Annotated in this window: 13 protein-coding genes; all 13 read left to right on the top strand. The window is 42.9% G+C overall.

Annotated elements, in window-relative coordinates; translation table 11 throughout:
• Positions 1-14 precede the first annotated feature (14 nt).
• The 13 genes from ACZ42E_RS07360 (at position 15) to grdD (ending at position 13,053) form a co-directional block, all read left to right on the top strand.
• On the top strand, positions 15-689 hold the full coding sequence (locus ACZ42E_RS07360) for a ribonuclease HII (RefSeq protein ID WP_464891701.1): 675 nt from the start codon (positions 15-17) through the stop codon (positions 687-689).
• Positions 682-2,217 (top strand): hypothetical protein, encoded by a 1,536-nt coding sequence (locus tag ACZ42E_RS07355; protein WP_464891700.1) that lies wholly within the window; start codon positions 682-684, stop codon positions 2,215-2,217. The genes ACZ42E_RS07360 and ACZ42E_RS07355 overlap by 8 nt, the downstream gene beginning before the upstream one ends.
• A 15-nt stretch (positions 2,218-2,232) precedes the next feature.
• Positions 2,233-2,499: an EscU/YscU/HrcU family type III secretion system export apparatus switch protein gene (locus ACZ42E_RS07350; RefSeq protein WP_464891699.1), complete on the top strand. Its 267-nt coding sequence runs from the start codon at positions 2,233-2,235 to the stop codon at positions 2,497-2,499.
• Between the two features lie 10 nt (positions 2,500-2,509).
• Positions 2,510-2,857: a YraN family protein gene (locus ACZ42E_RS07345; protein WP_464891698.1), complete on the top strand. Its 348-nt coding sequence runs from the start codon at positions 2,510-2,512 to the stop codon at positions 2,855-2,857.
• On the top strand, positions 2,847-3,569 hold the full coding sequence (locus ACZ42E_RS07340) for a TetR/AcrR family transcriptional regulator (protein ID WP_464891697.1): 723 nt from the start codon (positions 2,847-2,849) through the stop codon (positions 3,567-3,569). Before ACZ42E_RS07345 ends, ACZ42E_RS07340 begins: the two co-directional genes overlap by 11 nt.
• Before the next feature lie 455 nt (positions 3,570-4,024).
• Positions 4,025-5,332, top strand: a complete 1,308-nt coding sequence (locus tag ACZ42E_RS07335) for a glycine/sarcosine/betaine reductase component B subunit (RefSeq protein WP_464891696.1) — start codon at positions 4,025-4,027, stop codon at positions 5,330-5,332.
• Positions 5,333-5,344: 12 nt separating this feature from the next.
• Complete coding sequence (gene grdH, locus ACZ42E_RS07330) at positions 5,345-6,661, top strand: betaine reductase selenoprotein B (RefSeq protein WP_464891695.1); 1,317 nt, start codon at positions 5,345-5,347, stop codon at positions 6,659-6,661.
• Positions 6,662-6,703: 42 nt separating this feature from the next.
• Positions 6,704-8,197, top strand: a complete 1,494-nt coding sequence (locus ACZ42E_RS07325; protein WP_464891694.1) for a glycine betaine uptake BCCT transporter — start codon at positions 6,704-6,706, stop codon at positions 8,195-8,197.
• 26 nt (positions 8,198-8,223) lie between these two features.
• Positions 8,224-9,441: a thioredoxin-disulfide reductase gene (gene trxB / locus ACZ42E_RS07320; RefSeq protein WP_464891639.1), complete on the top strand. Its 1,218-nt coding sequence runs from the start codon at positions 8,224-8,226 to the stop codon at positions 9,439-9,441.
• 18 nt (positions 9,442-9,459) lie between these two features.
• Entirely contained in the window at positions 9,460-9,795 is a 336-nt protein-coding gene (trxA, locus tag ACZ42E_RS07315; RefSeq protein WP_464891693.1) for a thioredoxin TrxA, read from the top strand.
• A 19-nt stretch (positions 9,796-9,814) separates the two neighbouring features.
• Positions 9,815-10,282, top strand: coding sequence for a glycine/sarcosine/betaine reductase complex selenoprotein A (gene grdA, locus ACZ42E_RS07310; RefSeq protein WP_464891692.1), 468 nt, complete (start codon positions 9,815-9,817; stop codon positions 10,280-10,282).
• A gap of 76 nt (positions 10,283-10,358) precedes the next feature.
• Positions 10,359-11,903 carry a glycine/sarcosine/betaine reductase complex component C subunit beta gene (gene grdC / locus ACZ42E_RS07305; protein ID WP_464891634.1) on the top strand — a complete coding sequence of 515 codons (1,545 nt, stop codon included), beginning with the start codon at positions 10,359-10,361 and terminating at the stop codon, positions 11,901-11,903.
• A 4-nt stretch (positions 11,904-11,907) separates the two neighbouring features.
• On the top strand, positions 11,908-13,053 hold the full coding sequence (grdD, locus tag ACZ42E_RS07300) for a glycine/sarcosine/betaine reductase complex component C subunit alpha (protein WP_464891691.1): 1,146 nt from the start codon (positions 11,908-11,910) through the stop codon (positions 13,051-13,053).
• Positions 13,054-13,105: the final 52 nt, after the last annotated feature.

The raw sequence follows: 13,105 nt of genomic DNA, 5'->3' as shown, positions 1-13,105 counted from the left end.
GGAGGCTTTCGGGAATGAAAACTGGTATAGAGGAAGAAAGAGCCAGGATTGATATGTTGAGTGCATATGAAAAAGAGGCCTATGAAAGGGGCCTAAGATACATAGCAGGAGTTGATGAGGTGGGACGCGGCACTATTGCAGGCCCGGTAGTGGCAGGGGCGGTGATTTTGCCGGCCGATTTTTTCCTGCCCGGGGTTGATGACTCTAAAAAACTTACCGCCAGGAAGAGGGAAAAACTGGCGGAAGAGATAAAAAAGAAAGCTTTAAGCTGGGCAGTTTCCTATGTTTGGCCTGAAGTTATCGATGAAATAAATATATTAAATGCCACCCGCCTGGCTATGAAACTGGCCGTTCAAAATTTAAACCTGGCTCCGGATTTGGTACTAACGGATGCAGTAAAAATACCCGATATAAATGTTGAACAGATAAATATAACCAAGGGTGACCGGCTGAGCGTATCTATTGCCTGTGCATCGATTATAGCCAAGGTGGAAAGGGATATAACCATGCAGAACCTGGATATTCTCCTGCCGGGGTATGGAATGGCAGAACATAAAGGATATGCGACCAAAAAGCATGTGGAGGAGCTTTTGAAAAAAGGGTGTTCGTTTTTGCACCGCAAAAGCTTTGAGCCGGTTAAATCTTTAGTTTATGGAGGCCAGAATGTACAGCCGTGTCTCTTTGAATAAGTTACAGCTTAATATAACTTCTCCTGAGGGAAATGAGCTTAAGCTGAGCCAGGGAGAAATCCTTAAAGGGCAGGTAAAAGATGTAAAAGATAATGGCCTTGTACTTATCTATCTTAAAGGCAGGCTTATTGAAGCTTTAAGTGAAGTGATGGTAAAGCCGGGAGATACCCTTTATCTTATGGTGGAAGATTTTAAGGATAAAAAGGCTTATCTTAAAGTGCTGACTCCGGAGAGCTTGAGCAGGCTGGAGAATGATGCCCTGGCTTTTCGCCTCAGGGAACTGGGGATTTCCCCTCAGGAACAGGAGGTATTGATAGCCAAAAAACTCATCCAGCACCATTTGCCCCTTACCCAGGAAAATGTAAGAAAGCTTTTAAGCGGGGTAAAAATGCTGGGGGAATTTAATGCCAGAAATTTAGAAATAGCAGCCTTTGCCCTGGCTAAAGGCATACCTCTCAATAAGGAAACTTTGAGCCTGATTACCTATCACCTTGATAAGAATACTGGCCTGGCCGAATTGATAGATGATGTTTTAAAGCTGTCGAGCCAGTATGCTGAAGAACCTGGGCTGCTGGATGCTAATCAGCCTGAAGAAACAGGAAAAGGAAGGTATATAGATGCCGCCGGCTTCAAAGGAACAGCAAAACCGGAAGTAAGCGGGGAACAAGGCTTAAACCAGGGATTAAGCGGCAATAAGGCTGATTATAAATTATCGGAGGCAAAAATAGAGAGCAGTCTGCGCATGGAAAATATATCTGGCTTAAAAACAGATATGCCAGAAGGGGTTAATTTATCTAAACAGGCTATTTTTGATTATTTCAGGATTTCTGACAGGTTTAGGCCCCTTATGATATTTTTGGGAAAAGTCTTTGAAGAAATAAGGATTAATCCAGCCCTTTTAAGGGAAAACAACCTTCTGGCAGCCAGATTAAAAGAAGTTCTGGCTGCTGAAAAGGATTTAATTCAGGTTTTAGACAGGTTTTTAGAAGCGGCTGCCGGGGAAAAAGGAGTAGAAAAAAGCCATCCAGCTGCTCAGTTTTTAAGAGCTCTGGAAAGCATAGAAAAGGAAATCAGCGGGAACAGGCTTTTTAATTTTATAAGCCGCCAGGGTGCGGATAATAGTTTCAATTACTACTACTTTGCCTGGCCGGTAAAGCTTAATGACAGCACCTATCTTTTAGAGATGAGGGTAAACCGGGAAAAAAGGTATAAGAGTTTAAAGGACGCAGATAGTTTAACTATAGCGGTAGCTCTGGATACTCCCCGTATGGGGAAGGTTTTGTTCCATGTGAGCTGGATAAAGAATTACAAGCTTGAACTAAGAGGGGTAGTCGAAACAGTACCGGTAAAAGAATATATAGAAAAAAACATTTCTGAACTGGTTGATGTTTTATCTGGCCTGGGCTACCGGGTTGATTATCTGGGAACCAGAGTGGCTGAAAGCCGGGAAGAAATGGTTATAAACCGTATAAGGCTGATGGAAACTGAAGAAAAGGTAAAGCCTTTTGGTATTGATGTGATAGTTTAGCAGGAGGCTAAATTTATGGAAGAGCTAAAACGGGAAAAGGCAGTAGCTTTGCGCTATGATGAGGAAAAAGATAGAGCCCCCCGGGTAGTGGCCAAAGGGAAGGGGATAGTGGCCAGAAGGATTAAAGAGCTGGCAGAAGAATATGGGGTGCCCTTGCATAAGGATGAAGTCTTGTCCGATTATCTTTTGGCCCTTGATTTATATGAAGAAATCCCCCCGGAACTTTATGCAGTAGTAGCGGAGATACTTGCTTTTATATACCGTGTGCATGAAAAATATTAGGGGGAAGCTTATGAAAAGAGAAGTGGGAAGGCTGGGAGAAAAGATAGCGGTTGATTATCTTGTACAAAAGGGATATACGATTTTGGCCCGCAATTACTATACCCGCTATGGGGAAATTGATATAATATGCAAAAAAAATGGGATTCTGGTGCTGGTAGAGGTAAAAACCCGACAGAAACTTGGTTATGGAGAACCTGAGGAGGCAGTTACCAGGCATAAGATAAGTCATCTTAAGAAAGCAGCAGGTATTTATTTGAGCCAGACAGATATTTTTTACGATGAAGTGAGATTTGATGTGGTAAGCATTTTGCTCAAGGATAAGCGATGTGAAATAAAACATATTGAAAGTGCTTTTTGAAAATCAGCATAATCAGGTTAAGGTGGTAGATATGGAAATAGATAAGAAAGAGTTGCAAAGGCAGAGGATGATGATCTGTTTTATTGATGCAGCGGTACAGATAATAGAAGAAGAAGGGATAAAAGGGGTTACTGCTCGCAAAGTGGCTGATTTGGCAGGCTATAATGTAGCTACCCTTTACAATTATTTTTCTAATCTGGAGCATTTAATTCTTTTTGCTGCTTTGAGGTTTATGCGGGAATATACAGAAAGCCTGCCTTTTTATGTTTATAATGCACAAAATGCTCTGGAGAGGTTTATAAAAATCTGGGAATGTTTTTGCTATTATTCTTTCAAACAGACTGAAATTTATAATGCTATTTTCTTTACCAGGATTGATGAACCTTTGCAAGATATTATAAGCCAGTACTATGAACTTTTTCCTCAGGATTTGTCCAATCAGCCAGAAGAGCTTTTGCCTATGCTTACGCGGACAGATATTTATGAAAGGGACAAGGTCATTTTAGAAGAGTGTGCCAAAGAAGGTTTTATAAAACAGGAAGATATTGATGAAATAAATGAGCTTCTCCTGCTCATATATCAGGGGATGCTGTCAGGGCTGATAAGCAAAAGGCTAAATTACAGTGTAGAAGAAGCTGTAGAAAAGACTATGTTTTTTATAAAGAAATGTTTGCATTTTTATTTGATTAATGAGGATAAAGGGTATTTATAAAAAGATTGTTGAATATGATATTAAAACCCGGGAATGACAATTCCCGGGTTTGTTTTTTGGCTTGTGAATTACCTGGTTTTGGTGGTTGGAGAGCCATAAGAACTTAAGTTTTTAAGGGTGATGAATTAATGGGGATTAACGGGCTGAAAAATAATTTTTATTATTTGCGATTGGTAATTTTATTTGAAACTGCTGGCAGACCTTAAGAAATAGCTTTTTTTAATTTGTTAATTTAATCACTTTTTTATATAATTAATTATTTTTTATTATATATTGTGAAATATTTCATAAACATGTTTACTAAATAAACATGTTTATGATATCTTGGAATCAGAACCAGGTTAATCGCTTTTTATACCCGATTAATTTTTTTTATATGAGGAGGTGGCTCTTAAATCTAAAAAATTTATTTTATGACTTCCATTAATTTAATAAAAAAGAAAGGGGAGAGATGAATGCGGTTAGAAATTGGTAATTTCCCAGTTCACCAAATTCGCTTTGGCGAAACTACTTCTTATAATAATGGTGTTTTGACTATCAATAAAGAAGAGGCATTAAAAGTGGTTATGGAAGATGAACACATAACGGAAGCAGATATTGTTATCGCCTGCCCGGGAGATCCGGTCCGTATTGTTCCGGTAAAGGAAGCTATTGAACCACGGGTAAAGGTTAGCGGTGGTACTATGTTTCCGGGAGTTACCAATGAGCTGGTGCAGGTAGGAAGAGGGCGGACTCATGCCTTAAAAGGTGTAGATGTACTGGTTGTTGGCAAACACTGGGGAGGATTTCAGGATGGTTTAATCGATATGAGCGGTCCTGGTGCTAAACACACCTTTTATTCCAGCCTTAAGCATATCTGCCTGGTTGCGGATACAGATGAGGAATTTGAAAGATATGAACAGCAGAAGAAAAACCATGCCTTAAGATGGGCTGGACATCGCCTGGCTGAATATATCGCAACCTGTGTAAAGGATTTGGAACCTGAAACCCTGGAAGTTTATGAACTCCCGCCTATTACCCAAAGAAGTCCTGAAGTTAATGCTCTCCCCGGGGTGGTTTATGTCATGCAGCTTGATTCCCAGATGGAAGAGGATGGCTATAATGCGCTTGTCTATGGATGGGACTCCAATCACATGCTGCCTACTTTTATGCATCCCAATGAGGTTTTAGACGGAGCTATTGTTTCCGGAAGTTTTATGCCCTGCTCGTCAAAGTTTTCCACCTACTGCCATCAAAATAACCCTACTATAAAACGTTTATACCAGGAACACGGCAAGACTATAAATTTCCTGGGTGTAATCATGTCTAATCTCAATGTTAATCTGGAAGAAAAGACTCGTTCTGCCCTTTTTGTGGCTCAGATCGCCAAGAGCCTGGGAGCGGTAGGGGCTATAGTGGCGGAAGAAGGCTATGGCAATCCAGATGTTGATTTTATCAAGTGTATTGTCGCTTTAGAAGAAGCAGGCATCAAGACGGTAGGCATTACCAATGAGTGTACAGGAAGAGACGGCCGATCTCAGCCTCTGGTAGCCCTGGATGAAAAAGCTGATGCTCTGGTTACTACTGGTAATGTTTCGGAATTAATAGAGCTTCCTCCTATGCCGGTTGTAATTGGAGAATTAGAAGCCTTAGCCCGGGATGGTTTATCTGGTGGCTGGGAAGGATGTGTCCGTCCGGATGGTTCAATAATTATGGAAGACAATGCTATGTTCTGCGGTGATACTATATGTGGCTTTTCCCGTAAGCGTATGGCAGAATTTTAAGGAGGTGTGGACATGAAAAAAGGGATACTATATATTAATCAGTTCTTTGGGCAAATAGGCGGAGAAGAGATGGCAGATTATGAACCGGAAATAAGAGAAGGGCTGGTAGGGCCTGCTGCCTTTTTGCAGCAGCAGCTTAAGGATATAGAGATAACCCATACCATTATTTGCGGTGACAACTTTATGGGTTCCCGCAAAGAGGAAGCGGTGGCAAGAATAATGGATTTTCTGAAAGACAAGGAAATTGATATCTTTTTTGCTGGTCCTGCATTTCGTGCAGGTCGCTACGGAGTTGCCTGCGGGACTATATGTAAAGAAATTAACGAAAAACTCAATATTCCTGCCATAACTTCCATGAATGAAGAAAATCCCGGAGTGGAGATGTTTAGATATACGGATATCTATATTTTTAAAGGCGGTAAGAGCGCTGCCCATATGAAAGAAGATATCACAGCCATGGCCAGATTTGCCAACAAACTTATGCATGGAGAGCCTCTCCTTCCGGCTGCTGAAGAAGGTTATTTCGGGAGAGGGAAAAGACATGAAATATATCCTGAAAATGGGCCTATGGCAGCTGACCGGGTAGTAGACATGCTGCTTAAAAAACTTAAAGGAGAACCTTTTGAAACTGAACTTCCTATGCCCAGGACGGAAAGGATTCCGATTGCCCCTCCGGTTGCTGATTTGAGCAAAGCCACCATTGCTTTAGTTACTTCAGGTGGTATTGTACCTCATGAAAATCCTGACCGCATACAGTCAGCTTCGGCTACCAGATGGGGTAAATATAATATAGCTGGAATGGATTTTCTATCCCCCGAAATTTTCAAAACTATTCATGCCGGCTATGATCCAAATGCGGCTAATGAAGATCCCAATCGAGTAGTTCCCCTTGATGCCCTTAGGGCTTATGAGAAAGAAGGGAAAATAGGCAGAATTCATGATTATTTCTATACTACGGTCGGAACTGGAACTACCCAGGGCGAAGCTGCCCGCATGGGACGCGAAATAGCTAAAGAACTTCTGGAAGCGGGAGTAGATGGGGTTATACTTACCTCTACCTGAGGTACCTGTACGCGTTGCGGTGCAACGATGGTAAAAGAGATTGAAAAAGCCGGTTTGCCTGTTGTCCACATGTGCAACCTGGTTCCTATATCCCTTACTGTAGGCACCAACCGCATTGTTCCTACTATATCTATCCCCTATCCTTTAGGTGATCCTGCATCTCCCAAAGAAGAACAGTGGAAGCTTCGTTATCACCGGGTTGGGGTAGCTCTGGAAGCCCTGGCTACCGATATTAAGGAACAGACAGTATTTAAAGTAAAAATATAGCCTGTAAGGTAGCTGCTTTAAATGAAAAAGGGGGATGAAAATATGGATAAAAAGCAGGGTAACAGCGTTTTTTATATATCTTTGGCTATAGTTCTGGCTATTGCCCTCTGGGGATTAATTTCCCCGGAGGCTTTTGGAAAATATGCCAATAATTTATTTGGTTTTTTGGTAGATAAGTTTGGATGGTTTTATCTTTTGGCAATGTTTACATTTGTTGTTTTCTCCCTGGGGCTTGCTTTCAGCCGTTATGGAAATATAAAACTGGGGCCGGATGATGCTGAGCCGGAATTTAAATACTTGACCTGGTTTGGTATGTTGTTCGGCTGTGGTATGGGGATTGGACTTGTATTCTGGGGAGTTGCTGAACCTCTTTATCACTTTACTTCTCCGCCTTTTGGCATTACTGCAGGAAGTCCTCAGGCTGCTGACTTCGCTATGCGTACTTCTTTTTTCCACTGGGGTTTTCATGCCTGGGCTAACTATGCAGTAATTGGACTAGCTTTAGCTTATTTCCAGTTTAGAAAAAATAAACCCGGACTTATAAGCACTATTTTTATCCCCCTTTTAGGTGAAGAGAGAGTTAATGGGCCTGTTGGCAAGATTATAGATATTTTGGCGATTTTTGCTACGGCAGCCGGGGTTGCTACTTCACTGGGAATGGGGATTTTACAAATAAACAGTGGACTTAACTTTATGTTTGGGGTACCTACTACCAAATTAGTTCAATTAATTCTGATAATTATCATTGCTATAATCTACATCTGGACTGCAGTGACAGGGATACAAAAAGGGATAAAGCTGCTTGCTGATATTAACCTGGTTTTTGCTGGACTTATAATGCTTCTGGTATTTGCAGTAGGGCCGACAGTTAAGATGCTGAATGGATTAGTAGCTGGACTGGCCAATTATATAAACTTCTTTATTGCAGACAGTTTCCGGCTTTCGATAAATGGAGACAACAGCTGGATCGGAGGATGGACTGTGTTCTACTGGGCATGGTGGATTGCCTGGGCTCCTTTTGTAGGTACTTTTATTGCCCGCATTTCCAGGGGACGTACCATTAAGGAATTTGTTATAGGGGTTACCTTTGTTCCTGCCCTTGCTTCTTTTATATGGTTCAGTGGCTTTGGCACTCTGGGGCTTAACCTGGGTGCAGAAGAAGCTGCTAAAGCTATTGCAGGTGGAACAGAAACTGCTCTCTTTGCAGTAGTGCAGCACTATCCTTTAGGGCAGATTATTTCCATAATTGCAGTAATACTTCTCTTCACTTTCTTTATAACTTCTGCTAATTCCGCTACTTTTGTTCTGGGTATGCTTTCTTCCAATGGGGATTTGAATCCTAATAATACTATTAAGACTTTATGGGGAGTTTTGCAGGCCCTTTTGGCTACTGCGCTTCTGTTTGCTGGCGGATTAAAGGCTTTGCAGATTGGTTCAATTGCAGCAGCATTCCCCTTTGCCGTCATAATGATTTTGGCATGTGTGTCCATGTATAAGGCTTTAGCCGAAGAAACAGGTTCAGCAGTTGTTAAATAGTGTTAAGAGGCAGGTGACACAAAGAAATGGAGAATGTATATGATCTTCTGGTATTAGGTGGAGGGCCGGCAGGACTTTCTGCTGCCATGTATGGAGCAAGAGGAAGATTAAAAACCGCCATAATTGAAAAAGGACGTCCTGGTGGACAGGCTGCCACCACTTCCGAACTTGAGAACTATCCTGGATTTGGACGGGGAACAACCGGACCCGGACTTACGGAAGCCATGCTCAACCATGCTTTAGATTTCGGAGCTGAACTTATAAAAGACACTATTGTTTCCCTGGACCTCAAATCCAATCCTAAAAAGGTAGTAGGGAGAAAAGGGGAATATTACGGAAAAGCAGTTGTTTACGCTTTAGGCGCAGTGCCCAGAATGCTGAATGTGCCTGGCGAAGGGAAACTTCGGGGTAAAGGCGTAAGCTACTGCGCAACCTGTGATGCTGACCTTTTCGAAGAACTGGATGTAGTAGTGGTAGGCAGCGGGGATGCTGCAGTGGAAGAAGCTGAGTACCTTACCAAATTTGCTGAGAATGTAACGGTTATAGTAATTCATGAAGAAGGCAAAGTAGATGCCAACAAAGTATCAGCCGAGAGAGCCTTTAAGAACCCCAAGATTAAATGGATATGGAACTCAACCGTAAAATCCATAAATGGGGATGAACTGGTAGAAAGCGTAACTTTAAAGAACATCAAGACCGGAGAAGAAACCGAATATCCGACGAACGGGGTATTCATCTTCATAGGTACCCAGCCCATGAGTGAGCTGGTAAAAGACCAGTTAGAGCTCAATGCCCAGGGATATATCATAACCGATGAAAAGATGGCAACCAACATAGAAGGAGTATTTGCAGCAGGAGATGTAAGAGCCAAATATTTAAGGCAGGTAGTAACAGCTGCAGCAGATGGAGCAATAGCAGCGGTAGCGGCCGAGAAGTATGTGCATGAAACCGATTTGTGGGAAAAAGAAGTGTTAAAGGCCGAAAAGCCTGTACTGGTAGCTTACTACAACCCGACCGATATGGAAGGAACCGAAAAGATAGGGATAGTGGACCAGTTTGTAAGAGAGAACAACGACAAGCTGTCGCTGGTAAAAGTGGACGCTACCCGTAATGAGCTGGTAGAAAGGCGTTATGGCATAGACAAGAACAGGCTGCCTTTGGTGCATCTCTTTGTAAATGGGGAGATCAAGGCAGAGACTTATGATTTAAGCGTAGAAGGCTTAAAAGCGATAACCAATCTATAAAAAAGGAGGAGTGAAGAGATGAGTGCCAAGCTTCTGGAAGTAGATAAGGACAACTTTGAACAGGAAGTGTTAAATGCTGAAGGGGTAGTAATGGTAGACTGGTGGGGCCCCAAATGTGAGAAGTGCCTTGAGCTCATGCCGTATGTAGAAGAACTGGCTGAGAAATACCAGGGCAAGATGAAATTCTGTTCCTGCAACACCCAGGGGAACAGGAGGCTGGCGATAAGCCAGAAGGTATTGGGACTGCCGGCTATGCTCTTCTATAAGAATGGAGAAAAGATAGATGAGCTTTCCGGTCAGGATATTACCTCGGAAGATATAGAAGAAAAGATTAAAAAGTATGCAGAGCAATAATTTGAAGGAGGTTTTGAAAATGGATAAAAGCTTTTTTGAAAACAAAAAAATCTGTATATTAGGTGACCGTGACGGTATTCCTGGTCCGGCTATCGCTGCCTGCATGGAAACTATAGGAGGAGAAATAATCTTCACCAGCACTGAGTGCTTCGTCTGAACTGCAGCCGGGGCCATGGACATGGCCAATCAAGCTCGTATTAAAGAAGCTGCTGAAAAATACGGCAATGAAAATGTAGTCGTGGTAATTGGTGCTGCTGAAGCTGAATCTGCTGGATTAACAGCTGAAACTGTAATGGTTGGCGACCCGACTATGGCAGGTCCTTTGACCGGAGTTGAGCTTAAACTGAAAGTGTTCCACATTTTCGAGCTTAAGGACCTTATTGATCCTCAGGTTTATGAAGAACAGCTCGGCATGATGGAAATGGTTTTAGATGTAGATGCTCTTTGTGCCGAAATGGAAAATGTCAGAAAAGAATGTGGATGCTAGATATTAAAATTCACGGGTAAGTCTCTTAACCGGGGACTTACCCCCTCTTAATAAATTTGTAAAGGAGGTAAAAGCTTTGAGCTATCCAGTAATCAAAGCAGCTTCTTATGTACTGGTACATGCACCTAACATACTGTTAGAGCATGGGACAACCATCACATCAGAGAAACTGTTGAACCCTGATTCCGAATATTTAAAAGCCCTTCCCAAGCATTTAAGGAGCTTTGAAGATGCAGTAAACTATGCTCCCAATCAGGTATATATAGGCAACATGAAGCCGGAAGACTTAAGGAACCATCCTTCCCCCTGGTACCAGAACCCGGTTAATGGGAGCAGAGATGGCAAATACGGTGAAATCATGCCGGAAGATGAATTTTACGGCTTAATGAAAATAGTAGACCGCTTCGATCTGGTAGAATTATCCCCTGAATTTGCAAGCGAGATCAAACCAAAAATAGAAGCCAGGAACCTTTTCAGCGCCAAACAGCTTGCTGCCCTGGACAAGACCAGAGACCTGGCAGAAATAGAAAAAATGGTAGAAAAACACGAAGCAGACGGCTTATACCTTGACGGCAAGCTGGTAGGGTGTGTAAGAGCAGCACATGAAACCGACATCAACCTTTCCGCCCACGTAGTGTTCGAGAACCTGGTATCCAAAGCATCCGGAGCATTGGCCCTGGCCAACCTTATAAAAAAACACGGCATAAATCCCCTGGACATAGATTATATAATTGAGACCTCCGAAGAAGCAGTAGGAGACATGAACCAGAGAGGCGGAGGGAACCTGGCCAAAGCCATAGGGGAAGTATGCGACCTTATGAATGCCACCGGCTGTGATATAAGAGGATTCTGTGCAGGTCCTTCCCACGGCATAGTAAACGCATGTGGCTTAATAAAAGCTGGGATATTCAAAAACGTAGTAGTAATGGCTGGAGGATCCTCAGCCAAACTAGGCATGAACAGCCGTGACCATGTCAAAAAAGGGATGCCGGCATTAGAAGACATGGTAGGAGGCTATGCCGTATTAATAAGTGCCAACGATGGACAAAGCCCGGTAGTAAGGACCGACATAGTAGGGAGACACAAAATAGCATCCGGCTCTTCCCCGCAGGCAGTAATGCAGGCCATAGTAGTAGACCCCTTGGAAGAAAACGGATTAAAAATAACCGACATAGATGTATTTGCACCGGAACTGCAGAATCCTGAGCTGACTGTACCAGCAGGAGCAGGAGATGTCCCCCTTGCCAACTACAAAATGATAGGAGCCATGGCAGTCAAAAAAGGAGAAATAGACAAAGCCGAACTGGCAAGCTTTGCTGAAAAACATGGAGTGCCTGGATTTGCACCTACCCAGGGACATATACCGTCCGGAGTACCCTTAATAGGACATCTCATAGATGACATAAAAGAAGGCAAAAAACAGAGAGGCATGATAATAGGAAAAGGCAGCTTATTCCTGGGAAGAATGACCGACCTCTTCGATGGAATAAGCTTCATAATAGAGAAAAACAGCGGCAAGATTGAAGAAACCAAACAGGACAGCGAAGAGTTAAAACAGCAGATAAGAGAAATAATAGCAGAAGCCATAAAAGAAGCAGCCGAATCTCTTGCCGGGAGGTGATAAAATGACAGAACAGGCCAAAAAAATAGCAGTAGAAGTACTAAAAGAAACGGCAGAGATGATAAAAACCGGAAAAGGGAAAGCGGCAGTAAAAATAGGCTTAACCACCTACGGGAGTGAAGTAGGTGCAGAAGCTCTGATAAAAGGGGCCAAAGAAGCCATGAAAAAAGATTCCAGCCTGGAAGTAGTAATAATAGGCCCCTGTCCTGATGAGAGCCTGAAAAACTATCCAGCAGAAGACGAAGACAGCGTACACCGGATATTGGAGGACCTGTTAGACAGTGGGGAAATACAGGGAGCAGTAACCATGCACTATCCCTTCCCCATAGGAGTATCAACCGTAGGGAAAATAATAACCCCGTATAGAGGAAAACCCATGTATATAGCGACCAGTACCGGAACCAGTGATGTAAACCGTGTACAGGCCATGGTAAAAAATGCCGTATATGGGATAGCGGTGGCCAAAGCAGATGGCATAGAAGAGCCGACAGTAGGGATATTAAATATAGAAGGAGCAAGACAGGTAGAAAGACATCTAAAAGCCATGCAGGAGAGAGGCTATCGGTTCAAGTGGGGAGAATCAGCCAGAAGTGATGGAGGGCAGGTATTAAGAGGGAACGACCTCATAATAGGAAGTGTAGATGTACTGGTAACCGACACCTTGACCGGGAATGTACTCATGAAGCTTTTCAGTGCTTACAACAGCGGGGGAAGCTATGAGACATTAGGATATGGATACGGGCCTGGAGTAGGCAAAGGATTTGACAGACTGATCCATATATTATCAAGAGCTTCCGGGACTCCGGTAGTAGCCAATGCGATAGAATACTGCGCCTCCATGGTAAGAGGAAAATTTCTGAAAATAAAAGAAGAAGAGATAGCCAAAGCCGAGAAAGCAGGCTGGATAGTAGAAACAGCCAAAGAAGCGAAAGAAGGAAAAGAAGAAGTGGAAATGCCGCCGGAGAAAGTGGTAGAGAGCCAGATAAGCGGAATTGACATACTGGAAATGGATGATGCAGTAAAGGCCTTGTGGAAGAACAAGATATATGCAGCAAGCGGAATGGGATGTACAGGGCCTGTTATCCTGGTAGCCAAAGAAGACCATGAAAAAGCGGTAGAAGTCCTTAAAAACAGCGGATTTTTATCTTAAGCCCTGCCCCCTGCACCTTTCTGTAAGTATTAAGTTAATAACAGCGGAAAGG

The organism is Thermosyntropha tengcongensis, assembly GCF_055381335.1.
Note: the sequence above shows the minus strand (reverse complement) of the source record. Positions and strands in the feature narration are given on the sequence as shown.

Coding starts and splice junctions, on each gene's coding strand:
- ACZ42E_RS07360 (WP_464891701.1), top strand. CDS start 15: ATGAAAACTGGTATAGAGGAAGAAAGAGCCAGGATTGATATGTTGAGT.
- trxA (WP_464891693.1), top strand. CDS start 9,460: ATGAGTGCCAAGCTTCTGGAAGTAGATAAGGACAACTTTGAACAGGAA.
- ACZ42E_RS07325 (WP_464891694.1), top strand. CDS start 6,704: ATGGATAAAAAGCAGGGTAACAGCGTTTTTTATATATCTTTGGCTATA.
- ACZ42E_RS07345 (WP_464891698.1), top strand. CDS start 2,510: ATGAAAAGAGAAGTGGGAAGGCTGGGAGAAAAGATAGCGGTTGATTAT.
- grdD (WP_464891691.1), top strand. CDS start 11,908: ATGACAGAACAGGCCAAAAAAATAGCAGTAGAAGTACTAAAAGAAACG.
- ACZ42E_RS07350 (WP_464891699.1), top strand. CDS start 2,233: ATGGAAGAGCTAAAACGGGAAAAGGCAGTAGCTTTGCGCTATGATGAG.
- ACZ42E_RS07335 (WP_464891696.1), top strand. CDS start 4,025: ATGCGGTTAGAAATTGGTAATTTCCCAGTTCACCAAATTCGCTTTGGC.
- trxB (WP_464891639.1), top strand. CDS start 8,224: ATGGAGAATGTATATGATCTTCTGGTATTAGGTGGAGGGCCGGCAGGA.